Source organism: uncultured Methylibium sp., from assembly GCF_902826655.1.
Classification (GTDB): Bacteria; Pseudomonadota; Gammaproteobacteria; order Burkholderiales; family Burkholderiaceae_C; genus Methylibium.
On the sequence record NZ_CADEFR010000003.1, the window covers coordinates 1 to 25,619 of the forward strand.

Here is a 25,619-nt window from a genome sequence, read left to right on the forward strand (position 1 = left end):
ACGTCACCCTGGACGGCTGCGTCGACCACCAGGAAGGAATCGCCGACGACGAGACTCACGCCTTCTTCACCCGCCTCATGGACGAGGGTGGGGCGATGCTGTGGGGTCGCGTCACCTACGAGATGATGGAGAGCCACTGGCCGGCGGTCGCCCGCGGCGACGCTAAGGCACCGCCGGCGCTGCGCGAGTGGACGGTCAAGCTGGAGGCCAAGCCGAAGTACGTGGTGTCCTCGACGCGCAAGGACTTCCCGTGGACCAACAGCCACCACATCGCTGGCAAGCCTGTACGAGAGCGAGTTGCGCCGCACGCGACGGCTCGAGTTGATCTCGGCGAAGTCGCTCCGCAGCGGCGCGGTCGCCATGCACTACCGGCGCGCTCGTTGAACCGGAGGTCGCGTCATGCCCCACACCCCTGATGAGAACCGCAAGAACGCGATGGCGTTCTATGACCTCATGTTCAATCAGTGCAGGCCGCGCGAGGCGGTCGAACGCTATGTCGGCGCAAGCTACACGCAGCACAACCCTCACGTCGCCGACGGCAAGGCGGCCTTCATCGAGTACTTCGAGCGCATGGCGAAGGACTACCCGGGCAAGCAGGTGTTCTTCAAGCGGTCGGTGGCAGAAGGGCCTCTGGTCGTCCTGCACTGCCAGCAGCTGTGGCCCACCGACCCAAACAAGGACTGGGCGGGCATCGACATCTTTCGCTTCGACGACGACGGCAAGATCGTCGAGCACTGGGACGTGCTGCAGGTCGTCCCCAGCGAATCCAGGCACTCGAACACGATGTTCTAGCAGGGCAAGGCGGTGACGTGCGACCCTTCCTTCCAGCAGACCCGCCCAGGCCACGCCGGCCGTGCTCGATCACGCCGCGGGTCGCTGGACCGCGGCCTGCGGATCGAGCAGGTTTGCGACTCGTTCTGATGCGGTAAGCCGATGAGCAAGACCGCCAATCCGCCGACGCGCGTGTTCTCGACAGGCGTCGTGCTGTCGCTCGCCGCGTCCGCGTTCTTCTTCTGGCTCTGGGTCGACCTCTACCTCCGCGTCGACTTCAACGAGCTCGGGCGGCACTACGACGCCGAGGCCCAGGTCGTGGTCACCGACTCGGCGTTCGTCTGGGGCCTGCCGGCGATCGGCTTCCTGTTGCTCGCGGCCGCGCAGATCGCCGTCCGCCTGCGCCGACGCAGGGCAGATGCAGCGTCGCAGACGACGCCCCCGCCGCCGATGGAGACGCGACCGGGCTGAGCGCCGGTCCTTGCCGACCAGGCTCTCGCGGCAAGGCGAGAAGGAGGGGGTTCCTGGGGCGCCATCGAGGCCGTAGCATCGGTGCCGAAGCGGCCCGACGGGCCACACGGTCGAGGCGCCGCCTCCTGTCTATGGGTCTTGGTAGGAGGAACGTCCCATGCAATGCCCCAGCTGCCAGTCGAGCGATACGCTGAAGTGCGAGGCGGCCTATGAGCAAGGGAAGAGCACCGCCACCGTACGTGCCAACGACGGGACCACGGGCACCGTCACGACGGTGTCGAGCTTCGCGCAGCGTGCAGCGCCTCCTTCGCCCTGGCTGAAGGAGACGGGCGGCACGGCAGCAGCGGTCGGTGTCGCCTACCTCGTGATCGACGGGATCTCGGCGATGCGGGGCTCCACGGCGCTGGCGGTCCTCGGATGGATAACGGTCGCCTTCGGTTTGCTGTTCGTCTGGCGACTCGTGGCCCTGCCGAAGTACTTTCGCAAGCACAGCGAGTGGGAGCGCCAGTGGATCTGCCGGCGCTGCAACAAGGTCTTCGGTCCCTGAAGTCGTTCGCGGTGCGGCCTGCGGACGCCCTCCGTGCCCATGCATCGCCGACGCGCCGCTGGCTGCCGTTGCACGCGTACGCCGATCTCGACGAGGCCCGCGCGGCGCTCGCGCATCAGCAGTGACGCGAGGAGAGTTTCAACAGCCTGTTAGGCCGCACATCAACATGTTGCAGACCCTACCCGATCTCCTGGAAGAGTTTTGCCGGCGGCTCACCAGCGGTACCTTCGATGCCTACCTGCCTCGTCCTATCCCGCACGACCTGGACGCTTTCGTTCAGACCATCGTGCGCTCCTACCAGGAGTCCGAAGCTGACGAACAGGCGCTGATCGCTTGCCTTCCCGATCAAGGAGCTTCCATCCTTCTGGGGTTCGCGGAACGACAGGCTGCGCTCGCCGTGCGCACGAAGCGGCCCTCGGCGCTTGCAGAGGCCGCTGTTGCCGTGGGGCTCGCTGCAGCGGCTCGAGACAACGACCGAGAGGGGATGCTTGTCATGCCAGTCGTCTGGCACGCTGCGGCCCTACTTGGGGTACACCAGCAGCACCTGTTCAGGTCAGCAGCCGGCAAGGTCGCTGGTCCCGGTTCGCGCGCGTTGTCGGCCTTCGTCGAGCGCAAGCCAGAGGACCAGACCCTGGAGTGCATGGGATATCGGGAAGGGTCTGACAAGGATGGCTTTCGCTTCGTTCGCACTTGGTAGTGCGACCTCAGGCAACGCTGATCAATTGACCACCCCGGCACGCTGCATGCATGCTGCCGGGAACCAACCCCTCCCTACCTCCGGCTGCTCGCCGGTCTCGTCCGGCCGTTTCCGAACTTCGACTTCGGCTTCATCAAGCCGGTGCGGCAGCCAGTGGCCTTGTCGTGGTTCGTGCGGGCCGGCACCGCCAGGCCCCAGTCCAGGCTTCGTCAGGTTCGATCAGGACTCCGGGTCGAACATGATCTCGCGAACCTCCTGCGCGCACCGACAGCTTTTCGCGATTCGGGCCGCCCAGGCGAGCGCGTCCTCTCGGGAAGGCACCTCGATGATCGAGAACCCGCCCACAACCGCCTTCCTCTCCGGCACCGGGCCGTCCGAAACGGTCCCGTCCGTTGCAACGATGGCCGCCTGCTGGCGGAGGACCCCGCCGCCGAAGATCCAGACCCCCGCCGCCTTTGCCTCGCGAACCACCGCGTGGGAAGCTTCGCCAACCGCCGGCAAGTCCGCTTCGGCAATGTGGTTCATGGAGCCGTCGTCGAACGAGATCAGGTACCGGGGCATCGCATCGCTCCTTCGACCGGGTGTCGGGCCCAGAATGGTCACTCTTCATTCTTGCCCAAGGCAGCCACAGCAGTCACTGGTCACGCGCTTGCGGCGCGGGCGCACCCCTGCGTCACCACGGTTCTCGAACGTCGACCTTGTCCGGTACACCCGGCCTCTATATCGTGCTTGAGCTTCTGAAGTCCTGGATGCCTTCCCTGAAGGATCGATCGGCCGACGGGACCGACGCGGCTGCGGCGGCGCCGGCCGAGATCGACGCGCCAGGCGCGGCACCCTTCGATCTGGCGGCGTCACTCGCTGAAGCCGACGGGTTTCCTGTGCTGGATTGGGACGCGGTGCAACGCTGGATCGAGAGCGTGCCGGGCGAATCGGCCAAGGCCGAAGCCTGGTCTTCGTGCGAACGTGCATGGCTGGGGCATCTGTGCCTGGCCTTGGGCGACGCTTACCGTTTGCGGTCGCAAGGTTCCGCCATCCTGGTCTCGGCGCAGCCTGCCAACGTGGCCGAAGCAACGCTGGCTTTCGTCAACAAGACGGCGCAGCGAGTCATGCGGCTGCTGGATGGAGTCGCTACCACGCCCGCGTGGGGGCACGACATCCTGATCGTCTTCGAGGAAGACGAGTCCTACTACCGGTACGTGTCGCACTACTACCCGGAGAGTGGGGAGTTCGCCGGCAGCAGCGGCATGTACATCAACAAGGGCTGCGGCCACTTCGTCACTGTCCAGGCGGATCTGCGCTCTGTGGAGCCGGTCATCGCGCATGAACTGACGCATGCTTGCCTGATTCACTTGCCGATCCCGGCGTGGCTCAACGAGGGCCTGGCGGTCAACACCGAGTCGAGGCTCTGCCCTCCGCCGCAAGCGCCCGCGAATCCACGGCAGCTGCATGCTCGTCATCGCAAGTTCTGGGGGCCGGAAGAGATCCAGGAGTTCTGGTCGGGCAAGTCCTTCCTCCGCAACGACGAAGGCAACGAGCTGTCCTACGACCTGGCGCGGCTCCTTGTGTCCCAGTTTTCGGCCGACTGGGACCGGTTCCGCCGGTTCGCCCTGGCCGCCGACCTGGCAGATGCCGCAGCCTGGTCCGCGAGGGAAAACCTGGACGTCGATCTGGGCATTGCCGTTTGCGCTGTCCTCGAGCGAGAGCCAGACTCGGCATGGGCGCCACGGCCTGAGGTTTGGCACGGCGAGCCCGAGCGCGGCGCCTTCTGACGATGCCGGTACACCACGACACTGTGACGGCGTGAAGCCCGACGCCGGCATCGACGTGAGCAAGCCTCACTTGGCCCCACACCAACCGACTCCTGGAGCCCCCATGCTCAACACCACCGCCGCGTTCGTCGGGATCATGGCCCTGTTGCACATTCCGCTGACGGTCATGGTCGGCTACCACAGGGCAAGGACCGGCATCCATTTCTTCGATGGCGGAGACGCCGCCCTCCTGCGAAAGATGCGCGCGCACGGCAACTTCACCGAGAACGTACCCATCGCCTTGCTCGCCCTGGCTGCGGCCGAGGCAACCGGCGCGCCCAGGTGGGTCCTTCTGGTCGGGGGCTGCGCACTCGTCGCGGGGAGGCTGCTGCATGCCTACGTGGTTGCACGCAAGGGTTGGGGCGACGGCCGAGGGTATGGAATGATCCTCACCCTCTTTGCAATCGGCTGGCTGGGATGCGTGGCACTGGCGCGCGCGCTGGGGTGAGGCCCGTGCCGTCCGGTGCATCGCGGATGCGCAGCGACGACAGGAGGTTCCCATGGCAGCACCAGCACCACCCAAGCGGCCGCGCGTGACGGTCGAGAACATCAACGTGCCCGGCTCGACCAGCCAGGTCGACGGCATCAAGTACGAGGCCGCGCGGCGCGCCCTCCTGAAGGCGCTGCCCGCCAGGAAGCCGGGTCTCACGCAGGCCGAGATGCTGCAGGCCGTGCCGGCCCACCTGCCGGAAGAAGAGTTCCCAGGCGGCGCCAAGGCGGGGTGGTGGATCAAGTGCGTTCAGCTCGACCTTGAGGCGAAGGGCGTCATCGAGCGGGATCGGACGGCCAAGCCCTTGCGCTGGCATCGCCTGAAGTAGGTGTCTCTGGCGATCCATGAGCCCGATCACCACCCCCTCCCTGCTGCTGCGCCCCTTCGTCCCCGACGACGCGCCGCAGATCCTTGCCCTGAACGCCGAGCCGTCGACGCGCCAGTGGCTGCCGTCGCACGTGTACGCGGATCTCGACGAGGCCCGGGCCGCGCTGGACTTCCTGATCGCCTGCTATGCCCGGCCCGGCGATCCGGGCCAGGGGCCCTACGTGCTGGCCGTCGATCACCGCGCATCGGGGCAACTGCTGGGGCATGTGGGCTTCAGTCCGCTGGACGACGAGGTGGAGGTCTCGTTCGCCATCGCCGAGGCGGCGCGGGGGCAGGGCTACGGCGTCGAGGCGCTGGTCACCGCCTGCGACGCCATCGGCCGGGCCTACGGCCTGCCCTCGCTCCTGGCCGTCACCGCGGCGTCCAACCGGGCCTCTCGCCGCACGCTGGAGCGTGCCGGCTTCGTGCACGAGTGCGACGAGGCGCGGACGTTCCAGGGCACGCCGCAGAAGGTGAGCCGCTACCGACGCCCCCGATGAGCGCGCCGTTCGACGTCCGCATCCTTGGAGCGACCGACACGACCACGCTGCGCGCCATGCCGTCGATGTTCGGCGGCGCCTTCGATGACCGGCCGACCTGCGAGTCGCGCCAGCCCGACGATGCCTACCTGGGCCGGCTGCTTGCAAGCCCCGGATTCGTGGCCATTGCGGCGCTCGCGGGCACGAATGTGGCCGGCGGGCTGGCCGGCTACGTGCTGCCCAAGTTCGAGCAGGCGCGCTCGGAGTTCTACATCTACGACCTGACGGTCGCCGAAGCGCATCGACGCCGGGGCGTCGCGACGGCGCTGATCGAGCGGTTGAAGCGCCACGCCGCCGAGCACGGCGTCGACGTCGGCTTCGTCCAGGCCGACCCGGGCGACGATGCGGCGATCGCGCTGTACACCAAGCTCGGCGTGCGCGAGGACGTGCTGCATTTCGACATCGCGCCGGGCTCCGGCGCGTACTGAAGCCCAAACCCCCTGACTACCCCAAGCATGACATGCAGCAGTTCCTACCCGCCGAGCTGATGGAACCGCAGTGGCTACTTCTGCTGTTCGCGACGATGTGGGTCGGCATCACCAGTCTGCTCGCGATGATGAGTGGGTGGTCGAGCCTGGCCGGCCACGTACGCGCTGATGGGCGCGTCGATGGCCAGCGCTTTCGTTTCGTCTCCGGGTCGATGGGAATGCGCTGGTTCCCGGTCAGCTACGGAGGTTGTCTGTTCGTCACGGTGAACGACGCGGGGTTCGGGCTCGCCATCTTCTTCCTATTCAGACTGATGAGTCCACCGCTGTTCGTGCCTTGGCGCGAGGTGGAGTCTGTCGAGCTGAGACGCTTCCTCTTCTGGCGCTTTGTGGTCGTCCGCGTGCGCAATCACTGGACCGCGATTTCGATACGTGGTGCTGCGGGGGATGCCATCCTGTCGGCGCATCGGCGCGCGTGCCCTTCTGCCGATGCTTCCTGAAGCGGAGGTCTCTCATGGTCGATGCCTCGTCCTGCCCCACATCTGTCGTGACGTCCGTCGCGCTGATGCGGATCGTGCCGGGCCACCGGGCAAAGGGACACCTTTCGGTGCGACCGGGTGCGCAACGGTTGACGGAGCAGATCACCGGTTCGGTGCCGATCATGCTGTGCCCACGGCTGGCCGCGCAGGCGCGCTGAGCGGACGGCCCGGCGTGCGATCAGAGCGATGCCCACCTTCTTCGAAACGCCCGCGCGGTTTCGCACCTGGCTTGAGCAACACGGCCGCACCGAGCCGGAGCTCGTTGTCGGCTTCTACAAGCGCGGCAGCGGGCGCCCCAGCATGACCTGGTCGGAGTCGGTGGACGAGGCGCTGTGCTTCGGCTGGATCGACGGCGTGCGCACGCGCATCGACGACGACGCCTACAAGATCCGCTTCACGCCGCGCAAGCCGACCTCGACCTGGAGCGCCATCAACATCGACAAGGTGCACGCGCTGCAGGCGGCCGGCCGCATGACGCCGGCCGGGCTGGAGGCCTTGCGCGGCGCAGCGAGGACAAGTCGCGCATCTACGCCTACGAGCAGGCCCGTCGCGCCGAGCTGGACCCGGCCCAGGAGGCCGAATTCAGGAAGCACCGCAAGGCCTGGAAGTTCTTCGAGGCTCAGCCGCCGGGCTACCGCCACCTGGCCGCCTGGCACGTGGTGAGCGCCAAGCGGCCCGAGACGCGGCAGGCCCGCCTGGCCCGGCTCATCGAGGCGTCGGCGAGCGGGCTGCGGCTCTAGCCGGCCGGCACGGCAGCGCTCAGCCCGCGAAGCAGGGCGCCACCTCGCGCACCTCGATCGTCGCCCACTCGGCGGCCGGGCATTCGGCGGCCAGGGCGATGGCTTCGTCGCGCGTCTGGCAGGTCAGCAGGTAGAAGCCGCCGACCATCTCCTTCGATTCGGTGAAGGGGCCGTCGGTCATCAGGCGCTTGCCGCCGCGGATCGCGACGCGCACGCCGTGCTGGTCGGAACGCAGCGACTCGCTCGCCACCAGCAAGTCGCGGGCGGCAAGCTGCTGCCCCCACTTCACCATCCGGTCGTAGAGCGCCTCGCCCTCTTGAGGCGAGCGGCTGGGCCGCTGGTCGCGCGGCTCCATCACCATCAGCATGTAGGCCATCGTGTTCTCCCGTGGAGCGGCGATCTTAGGGGCGTCGCCTTGTCCCCGCGATGACCTGGGATGTCATGGCAGGGGCTGTCACTGGAGCGAGGCCGGCGGCTCGACGACACGCCGGCAGTCGGCCGCGCGCGACAGCAGGAAGACGCGCTCGCGCTCGTTGCGCGTCAGCGCGGCGGCGCGCTCGAACTCGGCGCGTGCCTCGGCATGGCGGCCCAGGCGCACCAGCAGGTCGCCGCGCACGCTGGGCAGCAGGTGGTAGTGGGCGAGCGCGGGTTCCTCGCGCAGCGCATCCACCAGCTCCAGCCCGGCGCTGGGGCCGAAGGCCATCGCCAGCGCCACCGCGCGGTTGAGTTCGACCACCGGCGACGGCGCCAGCTGCGACAGTGCGTCGTAGAGCGCGGCGATGCGCGGCCAGTCGGTGTCGTCGGCCGTCAGCGCGCGCGCGTGGCAGGCGGCGATCGCGGCCTGCAGCGCGTAGGGGCCGTAGCCCTCGTGGGCGGTCAGCGCCTCGGCGCGCGCCAGCGCGGCCAGGCCGCGGCGGATCAGCAGCGGGTCCCAGCGCGCGCGGTTCTGGTCGGGCAGCAGGATGGGGTTGCCCTTGGCGTCGGTGCGCGCCGCGGTGCGCGAGGCCTGGATCTCCATCAGCGCCAGCAGGCCCTGGACCTCGGGTTCGTCGGGCGTCAGCTCGGCCAGCACGCGGCCCAGGCGCATGGCGTCCTCGCACAGGCCGGGGCGCATCCAGTCGTCGCCGGCGGTGGCCGAGTAGCCTTCGTTGAAGACGAGGTAGATGACCTCGAGCACCGAACCCAGGCGTTCGGCACGCTCGGCCGCCTGCGGCATCTCGAAGGGCACGCGCGCCTCGGACAGCGTGCGCTTGGCGCGCACGATGCGCTGCGCGATGGTCGGCTCGGGCACGAGGAAGGCGCGCGCGATCTCGCCGGTGGACAGGCCACCCAGCAGCCGCAGCGTCAGCGCGACGCGCGCCTCGGTCGACAGCACCGGGTGGCAGGCGGTGAAGATCAGCCGCAGCAGGTCGTCGCCGATGTCGTCGTCGAGGCTGTCGCTGAAGTCGGGCACGAAGGCCTCGCCCAGGGCCTCGAGATCGAGGCCGATCGCCTCGTGCTTGTCGTCGGCCATGCGGCGCTGGCGCAGCACGTCGATGGCGCGGCGCTTGGCGGTGGTCATGAGCCAGGCCGCCGGGTTGTCGGGCAGGCCCTTGAGCGGCCACTGCTCGAGCGCGGCGACCAGCGCGTCCTGGGCCAGTTCCTCGGCTTGTCCGACATCGCGCAGCATCCGGGCGACCGCAGCGATCAGCTTGGCCGATTCGATGCGCCAGACCGCCTCGATCGCGCGGTGGGTGGCGTCGGCCTGCGTCACGCGGAGCGTCCCTTCATCGTTTCACTTCTCGGCCGCGGCCTTCAGGTCGGCGAGCCCGGCCTCGAAGTCCTTGCCGACCATCGTGTCGAAGTCGAACACCAGTCCCATCACCTTCGAAATGTAGGGGCTGGGCCCGTACATCGCCCAGGTGACCTCGGTCGCGCTGCCGCGCGGCACGAGCGTGAACTCGGCGAAGTTGTGGGCCTCGAAGGGGCGCAGGAAGTCGAGCCGCATCAGCACGCGCGACGGTGACTGCGACTCGGTGATCGCCAGGCTGCCCTGGCCGATGTCCTTGTTGCCGTCCCAGGCGTAGGTCGCGCCCGGGCCGGCCGCCGGGCCGGCGAAGCTGCGCTTCATCGCGGGGTCCTTCTTCTCGTAGGGCGACCAGCTCGCGAAGCCCTTCAGATCGTCGATCAGCGGGAAGATCTTCTCGGGCGGCGCCTGGATGGTGAGGCTGCGCTGCACGCGGAAGCTGTCGGGCCGCGTCGCCGCGACGATCAGCAGCGCGGCCAGCAGGGCCACGACGACGACGGCGGCGTAGGCGATGAACTTGAGCATGGGGGTCTCCGGGGAAGGGGTCTTACTGCTTAGGCCGGTGGGCCGACTGCGCGAGCATCTCGTCGAAGCCGGCCGCGGCCTGCTGCACCTCGGGGGTGTAGTCGGCGAACTCCTGCACCTGGCGCACCTCGATGATCTCGTTGTCGGCGCCGGGGCAGCGGCTGGCCCAGGCGATGGCCTCGTCGCGCGACTTGACCTGGATCATCCAGTAGCCGCCCAGCACCTCCTTGGCCTCGGCGAAGGGGCCGTCCTTGACGCTGGCCTTGCCGCCCTTGAACGACACGCGCGCGCCGGTCGCGGGCGGGTGCAGGCCGTCGAGCGCGAGCAGCACGCCGGCCTTCTGCAGGTCCTCGTTGAACTTCATCATCGCCTTGACGCGCTCGGGGTCGAGCGTCTGCACGGCATCGGGGGCCGCGGCCGCGTAGCCCTCGGGGATCATCAGCATCATGAATCGCATGGCAGTTCTCCTGACAGTGTTGCGGGTTCGGTGCGCGGTGGCGCGCGCAGGGTGGACCAGGCCAGCAGGGCCGAGGCCAGCAGCAGCGCGGCGCCTCCCAGGGCGCTGAGCTCCAGGCCCTGCATGAAGGCGGCGCGCGAGGCGTCGAGCAGCGCCGCACCGTCGCTGGCCGACAGCTGGCCGGCCGCCGACGCGGCGCCACCGAGCGTGGCGCGCGCCGCCTCCAGTGCCTGCGGCGACAGCGGCGCCGGCGACCCGGCCATCGCGCCGCGGTAGATGGCGGTGCCCAGGCTGCCGAAGACGGCGACGCCGAGCGCGCCGCCGAACTCGGAGCTGGTCTCCGAGATCGCCGACGCGGCCCCGGCGCGCTCGGGCGGGACCGAGCCCACGACCAGGTCGGTCGCGAGCGTGAAGACCGGCGCGAGGCCCAGCGACATCAGCACGTTGGCGACGATCATCAGCGGCAGGCCCTCGCGCACCGGGGCCTGCGACAGCATCGCGAAGGCCGCCGCGGCGAGCAGCAGACCGCCGGCGACGACACCGGCCGACGACCCGCGCTTCCGCAGCCAGGGCGTCGCCATCGAGCCGGCGACGAAGGCCAGCGCCCACGGCACGGTGGCCATGCCGGCCTGCAGCGGCGTCAGCCCCAGCACCAGTTGCAGGTACTGCGCGATGAAGATGTAGACGCCGAACATCGCCAGGCAGGCCAGCAGGTAGATCGCGAGCGACGCACTGAAGGCCGGCACGCGGAACAGCCGCAGGTCGATCAGCGGGTCGTCCAGGCGGCGCTGGCGCCGCACGAAGACGGCACCGAGCGCCAGCCCGGCGCCGATCGCCAGCAGCGGCTCGATCGCGAGGCCGTGCTCGGCCAGGCGCTTGAGGCCGTGGATCAGCGCCAGCACCGCGGCGAGCGAGAGCGCGGCGCTGGCCACGTCGAGCCGGCGCGCCGACGGGTCGCGGAACTCGGGCAGCAGCCAGGGGCCGACCGCCAGCAGCAGCAACATCACCGGCACGTTGATGAGGAACACCGAGCCCCACCAGAACCACTCGAGCAGCAGGCCGCCGATCAGCGGGCCGACGGCCGCGCCGAGCGAATAGCTCGACACCCAGATGCCGATCGCGGTGGTGCGCTGGGCCGGGTCGTGGAACATGTTGCGGATCAGCGAGAGCGTCGACGGCGCCACCGTCGCGCCGGCGATGCCCAGCAGGGCGCGCATCGCGATCAGCGCCTCGGCGCTGGTCGCGAAGGCCGCCAGCACCGAGGCCACGCCGAAGGCGGCCGCGCCGATCAGCAGCAGGCGCCGCCGGCCGATGCGGTCGCCCAGCGTGCCCATCGTGATCAGCATGCCGGCGACCATGAAGCCGTAGATGTCGATGATCCACAGCAGCTGCGACGCGCTCGGCGCCAGCTCGCGGCTGAGCGCCGGCACCGCCAGGTTCAAGACCGTGAGGTCCATCGAATAGAGCATGCAGGGCAGTGCGATCACGGCCAGGCCGGTCCATTCGCGGCGGCCGGCGCGCGCCGGGGCGGGAGTCTGCGACATGCCGGCCCGCTCAGACGTCGACGAAGGTCTTGAAGCCGCCCATGATCATCCGCTTGCCGTCGAAGGGGATGGCCTTGGGGTTCATCATCGACTCCAGGCGCGGATCGGCCATGACCTTCGCGTTGATCTTGTCGCGCTGCTTGCGCGACTTGTAGACGATCCACGAGAAGACGACCGTCTCGCCCTTCTTCAGCTTCACGGCCTGCGGGAACGAGGTCCACTTGCCGGGTTTCACGTCGTCGGCCACGCACTCGATGTACTCGAGGGCGCCGAACTCGCGCCAGATCTTGCCGGCCTTGCGCGACAGCCGGCGATAGGCCTCCAGGTTCTTGGTGGGGACGGGCACGATGAATCCATCGACGTAGCTCATGGGGGTCTCCTCGGGGTGGGGTGCGGGTGTCGGGTCGGGGCGGGCTCACATCGGCGGCGAGACCATGACCATCCAGGCGACGCCGTAGCGGTCGGTCAGCATGCCGAAGCGCGGTGACCAGAAGGTCTCGCCCTGCGGCATCGTCACGCTGCCGCCTTGGGACAGCGCAGCGAAGACGCGGTCGGCACTGGGGATGTCGGTCACGCTGACGGCCAGCGAGAAGCCCTGGAAGGGCGCGCCGGCCTCGTTGCTGCAGCCGTCGGACATCATGATCCGCTGGTCGCCGACGGTGATCGAGGCGTGCATGACCTTGTCGCCCCAGTCGGCGGGGATCATGCCGGGCGGCGGCGGGTCCGGCGCCTCCTTGAAGCGCATCAGCATCTCGAGCTCGGCGCCGAGCGCGCGGCGGTAGAACTCCACCGCTTCCTCGGTCTTGCCGTTGAAGGTGAGGTAGGCCTGGATCAGCATGGCGGCTCCTTCGTCGTGAGTGGCGTGTACCGACACGACGAAGGAGAGCACGGCGGATCGACAGGGTCGACCGGTGCAGGTGTAACGGGTTGTTTCGCTGGCCGGCGGGCGGTGATGCCGGCGCTCGTGGTGGGCGCCGCAAGCTGGAGATCAGACCCGGTGGGTCAGATCTCCAGGTTGTCGATCAGGCGCGTCTTGCCGAGCCGGGCCGCCGCCAGCACGACGAGCGGCTCCTTCGCGTCGATCTGCTCGGCCGTCGGCGGCTGCAGGTCGCTGCGGCGGCGCAGGGCCACGTAGTCGGGCGCCCAGCCGCGCGTGCGCAGGCCGTCCATCGCGCGCTGCTCGATCGCGGCGAGATCGCGCTCGCCGTACTCGAGCCCGGCCGGGATCTTGCGCAGCGCGGCCGCGAGCTGCGGCGCCTCGGCACGCTCGGCCTCGCCGAGGTAGCCGTTGCGCGAGCTGAGCGCCAGGCCGTCGTCGGCGCGGGCCGTCTCGCCGGCGACGATCTCGATCGGCAGCGCGAACTGCCGCACCAGGCCGCGCAGCACCATCAGCTGCTGGTAGTCCTTCTTGCCGAACACCGCCACGCGCGGCTGCACGCACTGGAAGAGCTTCATCACCACCGTCGACACGCCGGTGAAGAAGCCGGGCCGGAACTGGCCTTCCAGGATGTCGGCCAGCTCGGGCGGCGGCAGCACCTTGTAGGTCTGCGGCTCGGGGTAGAGCTCGGCCTCGTCGGGCGCGAACACGACGTTGCAGCCCACGCCCTTGAGCAGCTCGCAGTCGCGCTCCAGCGTGCGCGGGTAGCGGTCGAAGTCCTCGTGCGGCGCGAACTGCAGGCGGTTGACGAAGATGCTGGCGACCACCGGGCCGCCCTGCTCGCGCGCCAGCTTGACCAGCGCGAGGTGGCCCTCGTGCAGGTTGCCCATGGTCGGCACGAAGGCCGGCGCCTTGGCCCCGGCGAGGGCCTGGCGCAGTTCAGCGATGGTGTGGACGACGCGCATGTCAGCTCCGCACCGTTCGGGCTGAGCTTGTCGAAGCCTGGCGCGGCCCTTCGACAGGCTTAGGGTGAACGGCTCGCAGGTAAGGCATGAGTTCAGTAAGCATTGGTCGCTTCATCCGGGAAGCTGCCGTCCTTGACGGCCGCCACATAGCGGCGCACCGCGTCCTCGATCGAGGTGGCGCCTTCCATGAAGTTGCGGACGAAGCGCGGCAGCTTGCCGCGCGACACGCCCAGCATGTCGTGCAGCACCAGCACCTGGCCGGCGGTGGCGGCGCCGGCGCCGATGCCGATGGTCATCAGGCCGGGGTTGTCGGCCTGCACCTGCTTCGCGACGGCCGAGGGCATCAGCTCCAGCACCATCATCGCGGCACCGGCATCGGCCAGGGCCTTGGCGTGGCGGCGCAGCGTCTCGGCGCCCGCCGGGTCCTTGCCCTGGATGCGGTAGCCGCCGAGCGCGTGCACGCTCTGCGGCGTGAGGCCGAGGTGCGCACACACCGGCACGCCGCGCTCGACCAGGAAGTGCACGGTCTCGGGCGTCCAGCCGCCGCCCTCGAGCTTGACCATCTGCGCGCCGGCGGCCATCAGCGTGCCGGCGTTGCGCAGCGCCTGGACCGGGTTCTCCTGGTAGCTGCCGAAGGGCATGTCGGCGATGACGAAGGCCGATCGGTTGCCGCGCACGGTGCTGCGCGTGTGGTAGCCGATCTGCTCCATGGTCACCGACAGCGTGCTGGGCTGGCCCTTGAGCACCATGCCGAGCGAGTCGCCGATCAGGATGCAGTCGATGCCGGCGGCGTCGACCAGCGCCGCGAAGCTGGCGTCGTAGGCGGTCAGCATCGCGATCTTCTCGCCGCGCGTGTGCATCTCGCGCAGCGTGTGCAGCGTGACCGGCTTGCGCGCCGGAGCGGCGGCGTTGGCTTGTGCGGGCGAGGCGTGGCTGCTCATCGAGGGGCTTTCGACGCTGGGGCGGCGGATTCTAGCCATCACCGGCCGCCCGCATGGAGCCAACGGCTACGCACCGACGAGCATCGCAGGCAGCTTCTGCTCTTGCGCGTGCAGGCCGAGGACGCCTAACGCGACTGCGTTGTTGATTGCGTGGGCGATGTAGCCGGGAAGGACCGACCGGGTTTGCAGGTAGGCAAACCCGAGAACGAGGCCTCCAACGAACGCGACGCAGGCGTGAACTGGATCGCTCAAGTGAACACATGCGAACGCCGCCGCGGCGAGCGCGACGGCGGGAGTCTTGCTCATCCGACGCAACAGGAGCCCCATCGCACACGCGCGAAACACGATCTCCTCGACGAGCGGCAGGACCAGACAGATCGTCAACCAGCCGACCCAGTGCGCTGCGTAGGGCCGGTACTCGCGGGCTACCTCGACTGACGTGGGAAGGTGCAGGAACGCCATGACTTGGAGCAAGGCCAAAGCCAGAACGCAGAAGACGATCCAGCCCAAGCTCAACCGAAGCGGCGGGATGTGAGTCAGTGAATCGCGTGCAACGACAGGCAGATCGGCACGGAAGTGGCGCAACGCCATCAACTGCAGCAGCCCCGCGAAAAGGGATCCGTAGAGAGCCGCCGAGCCGAGCGCATCGAACTGGGTGTGCATAGCCTGCTGGAACAGCCAGAGCAAGAGCACAACCAGCGTCAGTTCCAAAAGATTCCTCGTCGTGGCAGGGTGATGCCGCAGCATCACACTGCTTCAAGTTCAAGCTACGGGCATCCCCAACTACTCATGTCTCCGTTGCCACCTGTGGACTCCTTCGCCGCCTTGTAGATGGCGGGAACAGGGGCAAGTGCCATCCCTCCGCCAACAGCTTTGCACTCCTCCGGTGTGAGATCACGGGCTTTGGTCCCCGTCTCTTCATTGCAATCCATTTGCATCTCCCGTTCGTCATGAGGCGCTGTAACGTCGCGCCCGACCACGTGATTGCGATCGTGATTGATCACGTAAGCTGTCTCAAGTCTTTCGACTCAAACGTGTAAGACCTTACAGGTTGTGGCGCTTCGTTTGGGCGGCGGCTAGCAGGCGGCCGTGACGCGGAGCGGGCGTCAATCGCAAGTCGCGTCGCAATCAGCTGGGGGTGTAGGCGAGCCGCACGTACAGCGGCGCAAAGGCCTCGGCCTGCGTGACCTCGATCAGGTGCTCGCGCGCCAGCTCGAGCATCGCGATGAAGGTCACGACGACGACCTGCGGGCCGCGGCGGGCGTCGAACAGGTCCTCGAACAGTGCGAAGCGGCGGCCCTGCAGGCGCTTGAGGACGATGCTCATGTGCTCGCGCACCGACAGCTCCTCGCGCGTGATGTGATGGTGCTGCACCAGCCGGGCGCGCTTGAGGATGTCGAGCCAGGCTTCGCGCAGCTCGTCGACCGCCACCTCGGGCCAGCGCGGCTGCAGCGAGGCCTCGACGTGCACCTGCGCGCGCAGGAAGTCGCGGCCCAGCAGCGGCAGCGCGTCGATCTTCGCGGCGGCCCCCTTCATCTGCTCGTACTCGAGCAGGCGGCGCACCAGTTCGGCCCGCGGGTCCTCGGGCTCCTTGCCTTCCTCGCTGCGCTTGGGCGGCAGCAGCATGCGCGACTTGATCTCGATCAGCATCGCCGCCATCAGCAGGTACTCGGCCGCCAGCTCGAGGTTGCGGCTGCGGATCTGGTCGACGTAGGTCAGGTACTGGCGCGTGACATCCGCCATCGGGATGTCGAGGATGTTGAAGTTCTGCTTGCGGATCAGGTAGAGCAGCAGGTCCAGCGGGCCCTCGAAGGTCTCGAGGAAGACCTCCAGCGCGTCGGGCGGGATGTACAGGTCGGTCGGCAGCGCGAACAGCGGCTCGCCGTACAGGCGCGCCAGCGCGATCTGGTCCACGGTCTCGGGGACCGGGGCCACGGGCGGGGGCAGCACGGCCTCGCCGGCCGCAGAGGGCATCGACGCCGACAAGCTCAGCCCTTGGTCTGGTAGACGTAGGGCTGCTGCGGCACGCGCGACTCGCGCTGCTCGGCCGTCGTCTGCAGGTCCTGCGGCCGGTCCCACAGCAGGGCGCGGCCCTGGCGCTGCTTTTCCTCGAGCTTCGGGTCGCGCTGCTTCAGCGTCGCGATGAAGTCGGTCACGTCCGACCGGTAGGGCTTCCAGAACAGCGGCATGGCGGGTGGGCTTAGAGTCGAGCCGGCATTTTACCGGGGGTGGCCATGCGGCTATGGGGGATCGTCCTGGGCCTGGGACTGCTGGCGCTGGCGGCTTGCGACCAGAACCGGATCGCGAAGCTCGAGGAGGGCGTCTCGACCGAGGCGCAGGTGCGCGCCGCCTTCGGCGAGCCGCTGGCCGTGCATGCCGAGCCCGGCGGCGCGCGCACGCTGGAATACACCCGCCAGCCCGAGGGCACGGCCAACTACATGATCACGATCGGCCCGGACGGCGTGATGAGCGCGCTGCGCCAGGTGCTGGCGCCGCCGTACTTCGCCAGGGTCCGGCCCGGCATGACGCGCGAGGAAGTGCGCCGCCTGCTGGGCAAGCCGGCCAAGGAGTGGGAGTTCCCGCTCAAGCAGGAGAGCGTCTGGGACTGGCGCTGGCGCGACGGCCAGCAGGGGATGATGTTCAGCGCCACCTTCGATGCGCAGGGGCGCGTGTTGCACGCCGCCAGCGCCATCGACCCGCGCGAGATCCAGCAAGGGGGCTATTGAGGCGGCCGCCGTCACCGAACCGTCACTGTCACATGCGCGTGCCATAGTGAGTCGGTGACCGAGATCGAACTCAAGCTGGCCATTCCCCCGTCCGCGGTTGCTGCCGTGGCGCGCGCGGTCGGTACGGCCGGCGCGCGGCGGCAGCGCCTGCAGGCGATCTACTTCGACACCGCCGACCGCCGCCTGGCGGCCGCCGGCATTGCGCTGCGGCTGCGCAAGGAAGGCCGGCGCTGGGTGCAGACGCTCAAGGTCGGTCCGGCGCACGGCATGGCGCGCGGCGAGCACAACGTCGAGCTGCGCGTGCCGGCCGGCGTGCCGCCCGCGCTCGATCCCGCGCTGCACGCCGTCGCGCCGATCGGCCGGGCGCTGGCCGCCGCGCTGGAGCCGCGCGACGGCGAGGTGGCGCCCGCGCTGCTGCCGCTGTACCGGACCGACGTGACGCGCCTGGCGCGGCCGCTGCGCAGCCGGCGCGGCACGGTGGAACTGGCGCTCGACCGCGGCGAGATCGTCGCCGACGGTCCCGACGGCAGGCTGCGCCGCTGGCCGGCCTGCGAGCTCGAGGTCGAGCTGCTGGGCGGCAGCCCGGTCGCCGTGGCCGAGGTCGCGCGCCGCTTCGCGCGTGCCCACGGGCTGTGGCTCGACACGCGGACCAAGGCCGAGCGCGGCGACCGCCTGGCACGCGGCATCGCGGCCGGCGATCAGGTGCCGGCGGTCAAGGCCGAGGCGGTGCGCCTGCGCAAGGACATGGCGCCCGTCCAAGCCTGGGCGACCGTGCTGCGCCAGGGGCTGGCGCAGGCCCTGCCCAACTGGAGCGAGGTCGCCGGCGGCAGCGGCCGTGCCGAGCACCTGCACCAGCTGCGCGTGGCCTTGCGGCGGCTGCGCTCGGCCGAGCGTTTCTTCGCCGGCTGGCCCGGCGTGCCCGAGGCGCCGTGGAGCGAGGCGGTCGCGGCCTTGTTCCGCGCGCTCGGCGCGACGCGCGACCGCGACGCGCTGGCCGGGGGCCTGCAGCCCGCGATCGACGCGGCGCTCGCGGCCCAGGGGCTGCCGTCCATGGTCTGGCCGATGGCGCACGCGCCCGACTGGACCGGTCAGGCCCTGCATGACCCCGGCATCGTGCTGGTCGAGCTGCTGGCCTACGCCGCCGAGATGCAGCAGTTCGTCGGCGCGGTGAACAGCGACGCCGCCTTGACGGACCTCGCCGCCGAGCGGCTGGACGACTGGCATGCCCGGGTGCGCCGCGACGCGAAGCGCTTCGACACACTGGACGACGAGGCCCGGCATCGACTGCGCAAGCGCGTCAAGCGGCTGCGCTACGCGGCCGAGTTCAGCGCGGCGCTGTTCCCGAGGCGTGCGGTCGAGCGCTACATGGCGCCGCTGCGCGCCGCGCAGGAGCGGCTGGGCGAGTTCAACGACGTCTGCGTGGCCCAGGCGGCGTGCAAGTCGCTCACCGACGGTGTGCCGCAGGCCTGGTTCGCACTGGGCTGGCTGGCCGCGCGGCGCGACATGACGCTGGCCGAGGGCGCCGCAGCGCTGCAGGGCCTGCGCAAGGCCGAGCCGTTCTGGCGTTGAGCCTCGCGCCGGCTCAGCGGCCGGCCGCGTCGGCCAGCGGCGCCGCGCGCGCCAGCGCATCGGCCAGGCTCGCGGCGATGTGGGCGTCGCCCAGGCCCGTGGCGAAGCCGCTGCGGCGCAGCTTCTCGAGCGGCTGCTCGTTGACCTCGCACAGCAGCAGCGCGATGCCGCGTCGCTGCAGCGTGCGGTGCAGCTGCGACAGCGCTTCCAGGCCGCTCGCGTCGAGCGAGATCAGGCGGTGCATCTCGAGCACCAGCACCCGCGTGCCGGCCGGCAACTCGTCGGCCAGCGCCTCGATCTTGGTCACCGCGCCGAAGAACAGCGCGCCGTAGAGCCGGCGCACCGCGATGCCCGGCGGCGACTCGGGCAGCGGATCGACGCGGAACAGCGCGCTCATGCGGACGATGAAGAAGGCGCAGGCCAGCACCAGCCCGACCTCCACCGCCACCGTCAGGTCGAAGATCACCGTCAACGCAAAGCTGCCGAGCAGGATCACGCGGTAGGACAGGCTGAAGTGGCGCAGCCGCGCGAACTCGTGCCACTCGCCCATGTTCCAGGCCGCGTACAGCAGGATGCCGGCCAGCGCCGCCAGCGGCACGTGCACCGCCAGCGGCGCGGCGACCAGCACGATGGCCAGCAGCACCAGCGCGTGCACGATGCCGGCCACCGGGCTGGTGGCGCCGGCGCGCACGTTGGTCGCGGTGCGCGCGATGGTGCCGGTGGCCGGCATGCCGCCGAACCACGGCGTCACGAAGTTGGCGATGCCCTGGGCCATCAGCTCCTGGTTCGGGTCGTGGCGGCGCTGCGGACCCAGGTTGTCGGCGATGCGCGCGCACAGCAGCGACTCGATCGCGCCGAGCAGCGCGATGGTGAGCGTCGGCACGAACAGCAGCTTGGCGGTGGCCCAGTTGAACTCGGGGAAGTCGAAGCGCGGCAGCGCCTGCGGGATCGCGCCGAAGCGCGAGCCGATCGTCTCGACCGGCAGGTGCAGCAGCAGCGCACCCAGCGTCAGCGTGACCAGCGCGACGATCGGTCCCGGCAGGCGCGCGGCGACGCGGCCCGCCCCGCTGTCGACCAGCGCACCGGGCAGCGCGGAGCCGGTGTCGCGCCGCCACAGCCGCGGCCACAGCATCAGGCCGCCGAAGCACAGCACACCGATCGCGAAGGCCCAGGGGTTGAAGCTGTCCAGGTGGCGCGCCATCACGCCGATCTGGCTGAAGAAGTCGGCCGGCAGCTTGGGCGTCGTCAGGCCCAGCAGGTCCTTCAGCTGCGACAGCGCGATCAGCACGGCGATGCCGTTGGTGAAGCCGATGACGATGGCGACCGGGATGTAGCGCACCAGGCCGCCCAGCTTGAGCCAGCCCAGCACGAACAGCAGCACGCCGGCCAGCATGGTCGCGATCAGCAGGTTGGCCAGGCCGTAGCGCTCGACGATGCCGTAGACGATGACGATGAAGGCGCCGGCCGGCCCGCCGATCTGCACGCTGGAGCCACCGAGCAGCGAGATCAGCAGCCCGGCGATGATCGCCGTGAAGAGCCCCTGCTCGGGCTTGAGCCCGCTGGCGATGGCGAAGGCCATCGCCAGCGGCAGCGCGACGATCGCGACGGTGATGCCGGCGCCCGCGTCGGCGCCGAAGCGCCGACGGTCGTAGCCGGCCAGGTCGTCGAGCAGACGCGGCCGAAAGCGCGCCAGCTCGATGCCGAGGGCCCGGTCCGGGAGCTTCACCGGCGGGTCCCGCGCGCCTCAGCGCACGCGCAGGCCCGGCACCGCGCCGGGCGTGGGCTCCAGCAGGTAGAGCCCGGGCTGCGACTTCTCGTCGGCGTGCGACGCGGCCAGCACCATGCCTTCGCTGAGGCCGAACTTCATCTTGCGCGGCGCGAGGTTGGCGACCATCACCGTGAACTTGCCGACCAGGTCCTCGGGCGCGAAGGCCGACTGGATGCCGCTGAAGACGTTGCGGGTCCTGCCTTCGCCGACATCGAGCGTCAGCTGCAGCAGCTTGGTGCTGCCCTCGACGCGCTTCGCGTCGACGATCCTGGCGAGGCGCAGGTCGACCTTGGCGAAGTCGTCGATCGTGATCGTCGGCGCGAGATCCTCGCCGCCGGGCTTGGGGGTCTCGACGGCAGGGGGCTCGAACAGGGCGTCGAGTTGCTTGGGGTCGACGCGTTGCATGAGGTGCTGATAGCTGCCGATGTCGTGCGCACCGAGCAGCCGATCGGCATCCGCGAAGCGCAGCGGCTCGATGCGCAGGAAGCCTTCGACCTGCGCAGCCAGCGCCGGCAGCACGGGCTTGAGGTAGATGGTCAGCAGGCGGAAGGCCTCGATGCAGGTGCTGCAGACTTCCTGCAAGGGCGTGTCCTGGCCGGCCTGCTTGGCGAGGTCCCAGGGCTTGTGCGTGTCGACGTAGCCATTGACGCGGTCGGCCAGCGCCATGATCTCGCGCAAGGCCTTGCCGTACTCGCGATCGTCGTAGAGCTGCGCGATGCCGTCGCGCGCCGCCTGCAAGGCCTGCAGCAGCGACGCCGCTTCCGCCGAGCGGCTGGTGGCCAGCCGGCCGCCGAAGCGCTTGGCGATGAAACCTGCCGCCCGACTCGCGATGTTGACGTACTTGCCCACCAAGTCGCTGTTCACCCGCGCCACGAAGTCGTCCGGATTGAAGTCGACGTCCTCGACCTTGCCGTTCAGCTTGGCCGCGATGTAGTAGCGCAGCCACTCGGCGTTCATGCCGAGCTCCAGGTACTTGAGCGGCGAGATGCCGGTGCCGCGGCTCTTGCTCATCTTCTCGCCGCTGACGGTGATGAAGCCGTGCACGAAGACGTGGTCGGGGACCTTGCGGCCGCTGAAGTGCAGCATCGCCGGCCAGAACAGGGTGTGGAAGTAGACGATGTCCTTGCCGATGAAGTGCGCCTGCTCGGTCTTCGGGTCGGCCATGAAGGCGTCGAAGTCCTTTCCGATCTTGCCGAAGTAGTTCTTCAGCGACGCGAGGTAGCCGATCGGTGCGTCGAGCCAGACGTAGAAGTACTTGCCCGGCGCGTCGGGGATCTCGATGCCGAAGTAGGGCGCGTCGCGGCTGATGTCCCAGTCGGCCAGGCCGCCGTGGCCCTGCTCGTCGGTGACGAACCACTCCTTGATCTTGTTCAGCACTTCTGGCTGGAGTCGGCCCGGGGTCTGCGTCCATTCCTGCAGGAAGTCGATGCAGCGCTGCGAGCTGAGCTGGAAGAAGTGGTGCTCGCTGGTCTTCATCACCGGCGTGGCGCCGGTCAGCGTCGAGTACGGGTTCTTCAGCTCGGTGGGCGCGTAGACGGCGCCGCAGACCTCGCAGTTGTCGCCGTACTGGTCCTTCGCGCCGCACTTCGGGCACTCGCCCTTCACGTAGCGGTCGGGCAGGAACATCTGCTTGACCGGGTCGAAGAACTGCTCGACCGGGCGCGTGAAGATCAGGCCGGTCTTGCGCAGCGCGCGGTAGGTGTCCTGCGCGAGCTGGTGGTTCTCGGGGCCGTCGGTCGAGTGCCAGTTGTCGAAGCCGATGTGGAAGCCGTCGAGGTAGGCCTTGCGGCCCGCGGCGATATCGGCAACGAACTGTTGCGGCGTCTTGCCGGCCTTCTCGGCCGCGATCATGATCGGCGCGCCGTGCGCGTCGTCGGCGCAGACGAAGTGGACCTCGTGGCCCTGCATCCGCTGGAAGCGCACCCAGATGTCGGCCTGGATGTACTCCATCATGTGCCCCACGTGGAAGGGCGCATTGGCGTAGGGCAGGGCGGTGGTGACGAACAGCTGACGCGGCATGGACGAAGGACGAGGAGCGAGGGGCGAGTGGGCGCCGCAGCCGGTGCGGCTCGAGGTCGAAGATGGCGAAAAGATTGTAGGTCCCGCCCTCCCATAATCCGTCGATGGCCGAACGTTCGCATCTCGCGTGGCGCTTCCCGCTCGCCTTCGGCGCGCTGGTGCTGTGCCTGTTCGTGCTGCTGTTCCTCAGCTGGCGCAGCTACGGCGAGTGGCAGACCGCGCAGCGCGCCCAGCTGCAGGCCGAGAAGCTGCTGGCGCAGCTCGCGGCGCTGGAGCGCCAGGTCACGCCCGATGCGGCGCTGGCGCTGTGCGCGGCCAGCGGCGCGATGCCGGGCGCGCCCGCCGCGTCGGCCGCCGGCGACTGGGCCGGCACGCTGGTCGTGCTGCGGCGCCTGGTGGCGGGCGACGCGGCGCAGCTGCAGCGCATCGGCACGCTCGACGGCCTGCTGAAGGAGTGGCAGCAGCTCTACGTCCAGCCGCTGCAGCGCGCCTGCGGCGAGGGCCAGCGCCTGGGCTCGGCCTACGTGCAGTCGCTGTACCGCGTGGCCGAGGACACGCGGGCGCGCGCGATCTCGACGATCGCCGGCCTGCAGAACGTGGCCGCGGGCCAGCAGTCCATGCTGGCGACGCAGCTGCAGATGAGCATCGACGCGAACCGCCGGCTGTTCATCCTGACGGGCGCGGCGGCGCTGCTGCTGGGCATCGTGTCGCTGCTGGCGATGCGCGGCTTCACCGCGCAGCTGACCGAGTCGAGCCGCGCGCTGCGACGCGAGGCCACCGAGCGCGGCGTGGCCAAGGAGCAGCTGGTGGATTCGCAGCGCCGGCTGCGCATGCTGCTCGAGCACATCAACGACGCGGTGATCGCCTTCGACGCCCAGGGCAAGATCCAGTGGCTCAATCCGGCCGGCGAGCTGCTGTTCCGCCGCTCGCGGCAGAGCGTCAGCACCGAGCCGATCACCGCGCTGATCCCGGCGCTGGCCGAGGACCTGGACTGGCCGGTGACCCAGCCGCAGGCCGAGCTCGACGGTCTGTCGCCGGCGCCGTGGACCGCGCGGCGCGACACCGTGACCGGGCTGCGCCCCCAGCCCGACGGCGAGTTCCCGCTCGAGATCGCGCTGGTGCAGACGCAGGTCGAGGGCGACCGCATCGGCATCTGCCTGTGCCGCGACCTGAGCGAGACCGACCGCGTCGAGCGCCTGAAGAGCGGCTTCATCGACTCGGTGCGCGGCGAGCTGAACGAGCCGCTGCGCAGCATCCGCGACGCGCTGGCCGCGATCGACGGGCCGTCGGACACTCCGGCCGACGCGCGCCTGCGCCTGGCCCGCCGCGACAGCGAACGGCTGCTGCAGCTGACCGACGACCTGCTCGAGATGGAGCGCCTGCGCAGCGGCGAGGAGCCGATGGCGATCGCGGCGCTGGACCTGGGGCAGGCGGCACGGCTCGCGCTCGAGGCCGGCCGCGCGGCCGCGCTGCGGCACCAGATCGAGCTGCGGCTGCTGGGCGACGGCGAGCCGCTGCCGGTGCAGGCCGACCCCGAGCACCTGGCGCAGGCCCTGGACCGGCTCGTCACGCGGGCGATCGACGCCTCGCCGCTGGGCGGCGAGGTCGAGATCGTGACCGGCCGGCGCGAGGACGAGGCGGTGGTCTGGGTCATCGACAGCGGCCCCGGCCTGCCCGAGACGGCCGCCGAGCGGCTGTTCGAGCCTTTTGCGCCGGGCGACGCCGAAGGCGGAACGCGGCGCGGCAACAGCCTGGGCCTGCCGATCTGCAAGCTGCTGGTCGAGCGGACCGGCGGGCGCATCGGCATCGGCGACCCGCAGGACGGGCGCGGCGCGGCGCTGTGGATTTCCCTGCCCCTGCGGCCCGGGGGGCGGTAGCGCGCGGGGGCCGGCTCGCGGGGGGCGCTCGGCTAGACTCGCCGCCTGTTGTGAACCCCCTTGCATAGGCTTTCATGTCCCAGTCCCTGACCGATGCCGGTCTGCTTGCCGCACTGACGAAGGTCGTCGACCCCAACACCGGCCGCGACTTCGTGTCGACGCGGCAGCTGAAGAACCTCAAGGTCGAGGGCGGCGACGTGGCCTTCGACGTCGAGCTCGGCTACCCGGCCAAGAGCCAGATCCCGGCGCTGCGCAAGGCGCTGATCGCCGCAGCGCGCAGCGTGCCCGGGGTCGAGAACGTCAGCGCCAACCTCGCCACCAAGGTGATCCCGCACGCCGTGCAGCGCGGTGTGCAGCTGATGCCGCGCATCAAGAACATCGTCGCGGTGGCCTCGGGCAAGGGCGGCGTCGGCAAGAGCACGACCGCGGTCAACCTGGCGCTGGCGCTGGCCGCCGAGGGCGCGTCCGTCGGCATCCTGGACGCCGACATCTACGGCCCCAGCCAGCCGATGATGCTGGGCATCTCGGGCCGGCCCGAAAGCGCCGACGGCCAGAGCATGGAGCCGCTCGAGAACTACGGCGTGCAGGTGATGTCGATCGGCTTCCTGATCGAACCCGACAACCCGATGATCTGGCGCGGCCCGATGGTCACGCAGGCGCTCGAGCAGATGCTCAAGCAGACCAACTGGCGCGACCTCGACTACCTGATCGTCGACATGCCGCCCGGCACCGGCGACATCCAGCTGACGCTGTCGCAGAAGGTGCCGCTGACCGGCGCGGTGATCGTCACGACGCCGCAGGACATCGCGCTGCTCGACGCGCGCAAGGGCCTGAAGATGTTCGAGAAGGTCGGCGTGCCCATCCTCGGCGTGGTCGAGAACATGGCGGTGCACGTGTGCAGCCAGTGCGGCCACACCGAGCACATCTTCGGCGCCGACGGCGGCCGGAAGATGAGCGAGGAGTACGGCGTCGCCTACCTCGGCGGCCTGCCGCTGAACCTGAGCATCCGCGAGCAGGCCGACGCCGGCCGGCCGACCGTCGTCAGCGACCCGGACGGCGAGATCGCCTCGATCTACAAGGCCGTCGCGCGCCAGATCGCCGTCAAGATCGCCGAGAAGGCCAAGGACTACTCGTCCAAGTTCCCGACGATCTCGATTTCCAAAACCACCTGA

At 69.7% G+C, this 25,619-nt stretch carries 31 protein-coding genes and 1 pseudogene; 17 read left to right on the forward strand and 15 right to left on the reverse strand.

Annotated elements, in window-relative coordinates:
* The 5 genes and pseudogenes from QZV97_RS02115 to QZV97_RS02135 all read left to right on the forward strand — a co-directional run.
* Positions 1–416 (forward strand): annotated as a pseudogene (locus tag QZV97_RS02115) (dihydrofolate reductase family protein); the annotation flags it as partial.
* On the forward strand, positions 400–792 hold the full coding sequence (locus QZV97_RS02120) for a nuclear transport factor 2 family protein (protein WP_295637656.1): 393 nt from the start codon (positions 400–402) through the stop codon (positions 790–792). The pseudogene QZV97_RS02115 and the gene QZV97_RS02120, both read left to right, overlap by 17 nt.
* A 141-nt stretch (positions 793–933) precedes the next feature.
* On the forward strand, positions 934–1,242 hold the full coding sequence (locus QZV97_RS02125) for a hypothetical protein (protein ID WP_295637659.1): 309 nt from the start codon (positions 934–936) through the stop codon (positions 1,240–1,242).
* Between the two features lie 157 nt (positions 1,243–1,399).
* Entirely contained in the window at positions 1,400–1,789 is a 390-nt protein-coding gene (locus QZV97_RS02130; protein ID WP_295637662.1) for a hypothetical protein, read from the forward strand.
* Between the two features lie 166 nt (positions 1,790–1,955).
* Entirely contained in the window at positions 1,956–2,486 is a 531-nt protein-coding gene (locus QZV97_RS02135; protein WP_295637665.1) for a hypothetical protein, read from the forward strand.
* 219 nt (positions 2,487–2,705) lie between these two features.
* On the opposite strand, the gene QZV97_RS02140 is transcribed toward QZV97_RS02135, so the two are convergent.
* Complete coding sequence (locus QZV97_RS02140; protein WP_295637668.1) at positions 2,706–3,047, reverse strand: YciI family protein; 342 nt, start codon at positions 3,045–3,047, stop codon at positions 2,706–2,708.
* A 188-nt stretch (positions 3,048–3,235) separates the two neighbouring features.
* Here QZV97_RS02140 and QZV97_RS02145 point away from each other — a divergent pair, with 188 nt between their 5' ends.
* The 8 genes from QZV97_RS02145 (at position 3,236) to QZV97_RS02180 (ending at position 7,393) form a co-directional block, all read left to right on the forward strand.
* Positions 3,236–4,255: a hypothetical protein gene (locus tag QZV97_RS02145; protein WP_295637671.1), complete on the forward strand. Its 1,020-nt coding sequence runs from the start codon at positions 3,236–3,238 to the stop codon at positions 4,253–4,255.
* Between the two features lie 103 nt (positions 4,256–4,358).
* Positions 4,359–4,742 carry an MAPEG family protein gene (locus QZV97_RS02150; RefSeq protein ID WP_295637674.1) on the forward strand — a complete coding sequence of 128 codons (384 nt, stop codon included), beginning with the start codon at positions 4,359–4,361 and terminating at the stop codon, positions 4,740–4,742.
* A gap of 52 nt (positions 4,743–4,794) precedes the next feature.
* Positions 4,795–5,112 carry a hypothetical protein gene (locus tag QZV97_RS02155; RefSeq protein WP_295637677.1) on the forward strand — a complete coding sequence of 106 codons (318 nt, stop codon included), beginning with the start codon at positions 4,795–4,797 and terminating at the stop codon, positions 5,110–5,112.
* A gap of 16 nt (positions 5,113–5,128) precedes the next feature.
* Positions 5,129–5,650: a GNAT family N-acetyltransferase gene (locus QZV97_RS02160; protein ID WP_295637680.1), complete on the forward strand. Its 522-nt coding sequence runs from the start codon at positions 5,129–5,131 to the stop codon at positions 5,648–5,650.
* Between the two features lie 56 nt (positions 5,651–5,706).
* Positions 5,707–6,117 (forward strand): GNAT family N-acetyltransferase, encoded by a 411-nt coding sequence (locus QZV97_RS02165; RefSeq protein ID WP_366558879.1) that lies wholly within the window; start codon positions 5,707–5,709, stop codon positions 6,115–6,117.
* Between the two features lie 32 nt (positions 6,118–6,149).
* Positions 6,150–6,614 carry a hypothetical protein gene (locus QZV97_RS02170; protein WP_295637687.1) on the forward strand — a complete coding sequence of 155 codons (465 nt, stop codon included), beginning with the start codon at positions 6,150–6,152 and terminating at the stop codon, positions 6,612–6,614.
* A 14-nt stretch (positions 6,615–6,628) separates the two neighbouring features.
* Entirely contained in the window at positions 6,629–6,811 is a 183-nt protein-coding gene (locus QZV97_RS02175; protein WP_295637690.1) for a hypothetical protein, read from the forward strand.
* Between the two features lie 174 nt (positions 6,812–6,985).
* Positions 6,986–7,393 (forward strand): YdeI/OmpD-associated family protein, encoded by a 408-nt coding sequence (locus QZV97_RS02180; RefSeq protein ID WP_366558877.1) that lies wholly within the window; start codon positions 6,986–6,988, stop codon positions 7,391–7,393.
* 19 nt (positions 7,394–7,412) lie between these two features.
* Here QZV97_RS02180 and QZV97_RS02185 read toward each other — a convergent pair whose 3' ends face one another.
* The 12 genes from QZV97_RS02185 to QZV97_RS02240 all read right to left on the reverse strand — a co-directional run bounded on the left by QZV97_RS02185 (position 7,413) and on the right by QZV97_RS02240 (position 16,677).
* Positions 7,413–7,769, reverse strand: a complete 357-nt coding sequence (locus tag QZV97_RS02185) for a YciI family protein (protein ID WP_295637697.1) — start codon at positions 7,767–7,769, stop codon at positions 7,413–7,415.
* Between the two features lie 78 nt (positions 7,770–7,847).
* Entirely contained in the window at positions 7,848–9,146 is a 1,299-nt protein-coding gene (locus tag QZV97_RS02190; RefSeq protein ID WP_295637700.1) for an RNA polymerase sigma factor, read from the reverse strand.
* A 21-nt stretch (positions 9,147–9,167) separates the two neighbouring features.
* Positions 9,168–9,704 (reverse strand): SRPBCC family protein, encoded by a 537-nt coding sequence (locus QZV97_RS02195; protein ID WP_295637703.1) that lies wholly within the window; start codon positions 9,702–9,704, stop codon positions 9,168–9,170.
* Positions 9,705–9,726: 22 nt separating this feature from the next.
* Complete coding sequence (locus tag QZV97_RS02200; RefSeq protein WP_295637706.1) at positions 9,727–10,161, reverse strand: YciI family protein; 435 nt, start codon at positions 10,159–10,161, stop codon at positions 9,727–9,729.
* Positions 10,149–11,705: an MFS transporter gene (locus QZV97_RS02205; protein ID WP_295637709.1), complete on the reverse strand. Its 1,557-nt coding sequence runs from the start codon at positions 11,703–11,705 to the stop codon at positions 10,149–10,151. The genes QZV97_RS02200 and QZV97_RS02205 overlap by 13 nt, the downstream gene beginning before the upstream one ends.
* 10 nt (positions 11,706–11,715) lie before the next feature.
* The gene (locus tag QZV97_RS02210; RefSeq protein ID WP_295637712.1) at positions 11,716–12,075 is read right to left on the reverse strand and encodes a DUF1428 domain-containing protein; all 360 of its coding nucleotides are present in this window, start codon (positions 12,073–12,075) and stop codon (positions 11,716–11,718) included.
* A gap of 45 nt (positions 12,076–12,120) precedes the next feature.
* Positions 12,121–12,543 (reverse strand): VOC family protein, encoded by a 423-nt coding sequence (locus QZV97_RS02215; protein ID WP_295637715.1) that lies wholly within the window; start codon positions 12,541–12,543, stop codon positions 12,121–12,123.
* Between the two features lie 164 nt (positions 12,544–12,707).
* A complete protein-coding gene (gene panC / locus QZV97_RS02220; RefSeq protein ID WP_295637718.1) occupies positions 12,708–13,547 on the reverse strand; it encodes a pantoate--beta-alanine ligase in 840 nt (279 codons plus the stop codon).
* Positions 13,548–13,639: 92 nt separating this feature from the next.
* On the reverse strand, positions 13,640–14,488 hold the full coding sequence (gene panB / locus QZV97_RS02225) for a 3-methyl-2-oxobutanoate hydroxymethyltransferase (protein WP_295637721.1): 849 nt from the start codon (positions 14,486–14,488) through the stop codon (positions 13,640–13,642).
* Positions 14,489–14,554: 66 nt separating this feature from the next.
* A complete protein-coding gene (locus QZV97_RS02230; RefSeq protein WP_295637723.1) occupies positions 14,555–15,199 on the reverse strand; it encodes a CPBP family intramembrane glutamic endopeptidase in 645 nt (214 codons plus the stop codon).
* A gap of 417 nt (positions 15,200–15,616) precedes the next feature.
* On the reverse strand, positions 15,617–16,462 hold the full coding sequence (locus QZV97_RS02235) for a ScpA family protein (RefSeq protein ID WP_295637727.1): 846 nt from the start codon (positions 16,460–16,462) through the stop codon (positions 15,617–15,619).
* A 14-nt stretch (positions 16,463–16,476) separates the two neighbouring features.
* Positions 16,477–16,677 (reverse strand): DUF3460 family protein, encoded by a 201-nt coding sequence (locus tag QZV97_RS02240; RefSeq protein WP_295637730.1) that lies wholly within the window; start codon positions 16,675–16,677, stop codon positions 16,477–16,479.
* 45 nt (positions 16,678–16,722) lie between these two features.
* On the opposite strand from QZV97_RS02240, the gene QZV97_RS02245 reads away from it, so the two are divergent.
* Together QZV97_RS02245 and QZV97_RS02250 are read left to right on the forward strand one after the other, a co-directional pair.
* Positions 16,723–17,214 carry an outer membrane protein assembly factor BamE gene (locus QZV97_RS02245; protein ID WP_295637732.1) on the forward strand — a complete coding sequence of 164 codons (492 nt, stop codon included), beginning with the start codon at positions 16,723–16,725 and terminating at the stop codon, positions 17,212–17,214.
* 54 nt (positions 17,215–17,268) lie between these two features.
* Positions 17,269–18,783 (forward strand): CYTH and CHAD domain-containing protein, encoded by a 1,515-nt coding sequence (locus QZV97_RS02250; RefSeq protein WP_295637735.1) that lies wholly within the window; start codon positions 17,269–17,271, stop codon positions 18,781–18,783.
* A gap of 13 nt (positions 18,784–18,796) precedes the next feature.
* On the opposite strand, the gene QZV97_RS02255 is transcribed toward QZV97_RS02250, so the two are convergent.
* Positions 18,797–20,509: a SulP family inorganic anion transporter gene (locus tag QZV97_RS02255; protein ID WP_295637738.1), complete on the reverse strand. Its 1,713-nt coding sequence runs from the start codon at positions 20,507–20,509 to the stop codon at positions 18,797–18,799.
* Positions 20,510–20,527: 18 nt separating this feature from the next.
* The gene (gene metG / locus QZV97_RS02260; RefSeq protein ID WP_295637741.1) at positions 20,528–22,570 is read right to left on the reverse strand and encodes a methionine--tRNA ligase; all 2,043 of its coding nucleotides are present in this window, start codon (positions 22,568–22,570) and stop codon (positions 20,528–20,530) included.
* 104 nt (positions 22,571–22,674) lie between these two features.
* Here metG and QZV97_RS02265 point away from each other — a divergent pair, with 104 nt between their 5' ends.
* Both QZV97_RS02265 and apbC read left to right on the forward strand, forming a co-directional pair.
* Positions 22,675–24,447, forward strand: a complete 1,773-nt coding sequence (locus QZV97_RS02265) for an ATP-binding protein (protein ID WP_295637745.1) — start codon at positions 22,675–22,677, stop codon at positions 24,445–24,447.
* 74 nt (positions 24,448–24,521) lie between these two features.
* On the forward strand, positions 24,522–25,619 hold the full coding sequence (gene apbC / locus QZV97_RS02270; RefSeq protein ID WP_295637748.1) for an iron-sulfur cluster carrier protein ApbC: 1,098 nt from the start codon (positions 24,522–24,524) through the stop codon (positions 25,617–25,619).

Coding starts and splice junctions, on each gene's coding strand:
- QZV97_RS02120 (WP_295637656.1), top strand. CDS start 400: ATGCCCCACACCCCTGATGAGAACCGCAAGAACGCGATGGCGTTCTAT.
- QZV97_RS02125 (WP_295637659.1), top strand. CDS start 934: ATGAGCAAGACCGCCAATCCGCCGACGCGCGTGTTCTCGACAGGCGTC.
- QZV97_RS02130 (WP_295637662.1), top strand. CDS start 1,400: ATGCAATGCCCCAGCTGCCAGTCGAGCGATACGCTGAAGTGCGAGGCG.
- QZV97_RS02135 (WP_295637665.1), top strand. CDS start 1,956: ATGTTGCAGACCCTACCCGATCTCCTGGAAGAGTTTTGCCGGCGGCTC.
- QZV97_RS02140 (WP_295637668.1), bottom strand. CDS start 3,047: ATGCCCCGGTACCTGATCTCGTTCGACGACGGCTCCATGAACCACATT.
- QZV97_RS02145 (WP_295637671.1), top strand. CDS start 3,236: ATGCCTTCCCTGAAGGATCGATCGGCCGACGGGACCGACGCGGCTGCG.
- QZV97_RS02150 (WP_295637674.1), top strand. CDS start 4,359: ATGCTCAACACCACCGCCGCGTTCGTCGGGATCATGGCCCTGTTGCAC.
- QZV97_RS02155 (WP_295637677.1), top strand. CDS start 4,795: ATGGCAGCACCAGCACCACCCAAGCGGCCGCGCGTGACGGTCGAGAAC.
- QZV97_RS02160 (WP_295637680.1), top strand. CDS start 5,129: ATGAGCCCGATCACCACCCCCTCCCTGCTGCTGCGCCCCTTCGTCCCC.
- QZV97_RS02165 (WP_366558879.1), top strand. CDS start 5,707: ATGCCGTCGATGTTCGGCGGCGCCTTCGATGACCGGCCGACCTGCGAG.
- QZV97_RS02170 (WP_295637687.1), top strand. CDS start 6,150: ATGCAGCAGTTCCTACCCGCCGAGCTGATGGAACCGCAGTGGCTACTT.
- QZV97_RS02175 (WP_295637690.1), top strand. CDS start 6,629: ATGGTCGATGCCTCGTCCTGCCCCACATCTGTCGTGACGTCCGTCGCG.
- QZV97_RS02185 (WP_295637697.1), bottom strand. CDS start 7,769: ATGGCCTACATGCTGATGGTGATGGAGCCGCGCGACCAGCGGCCCAGC.
- QZV97_RS02195 (WP_295637703.1), bottom strand. CDS start 9,704: ATGCTCAAGTTCATCGCCTACGCCGCCGTCGTCGTCGTGGCCCTGCTG.
- QZV97_RS02200 (WP_295637706.1), bottom strand. CDS start 10,161: ATGCGATTCATGATGCTGATGATCCCCGAGGGCTACGCGGCCGCGGCC.
- QZV97_RS02205 (WP_295637709.1), bottom strand. CDS start 11,705: ATGTCGCAGACTCCCGCCCCGGCGCGCGCCGGCCGCCGCGAATGGACC.
- QZV97_RS02210 (WP_295637712.1), bottom strand. CDS start 12,075: ATGAGCTACGTCGATGGATTCATCGTGCCCGTCCCCACCAAGAACCTG.
- QZV97_RS02215 (WP_295637715.1), bottom strand. CDS start 12,543: ATGCTGATCCAGGCCTACCTCACCTTCAACGGCAAGACCGAGGAAGCG.
- panC (WP_295637718.1), bottom strand. CDS start 13,547: ATGCGCGTCGTCCACACCATCGCTGAACTGCGCCAGGCCCTCGCCGGG.
- panB (WP_295637721.1), bottom strand. CDS start 14,488: ATGAGCAGCCACGCCTCGCCCGCACAAGCCAACGCCGCCGCTCCGGCG.
- QZV97_RS02235 (WP_295637727.1), bottom strand. CDS start 16,462: ATGCCCTCTGCGGCCGGCGAGGCCGTGCTGCCCCCGCCCGTGGCCCCG.
- QZV97_RS02240 (WP_295637730.1), bottom strand. CDS start 16,677: ATGCCGCTGTTCTGGAAGCCCTACCGGTCGGACGTGACCGACTTCATC.
- QZV97_RS02245 (WP_295637732.1), top strand. CDS start 16,723: ATGCGGCTATGGGGGATCGTCCTGGGCCTGGGACTGCTGGCGCTGGCG.
- metG (WP_295637741.1), bottom strand. CDS start 22,570: ATGCCGCGTCAGCTGTTCGTCACCACCGCCCTGCCCTACGCCAATGCG.
- QZV97_RS02265 (WP_295637745.1), top strand. CDS start 22,675: ATGGCCGAACGTTCGCATCTCGCGTGGCGCTTCCCGCTCGCCTTCGGC.
- apbC (WP_295637748.1), top strand. CDS start 24,522: ATGTCCCAGTCCCTGACCGATGCCGGTCTGCTTGCCGCACTGACGAAG.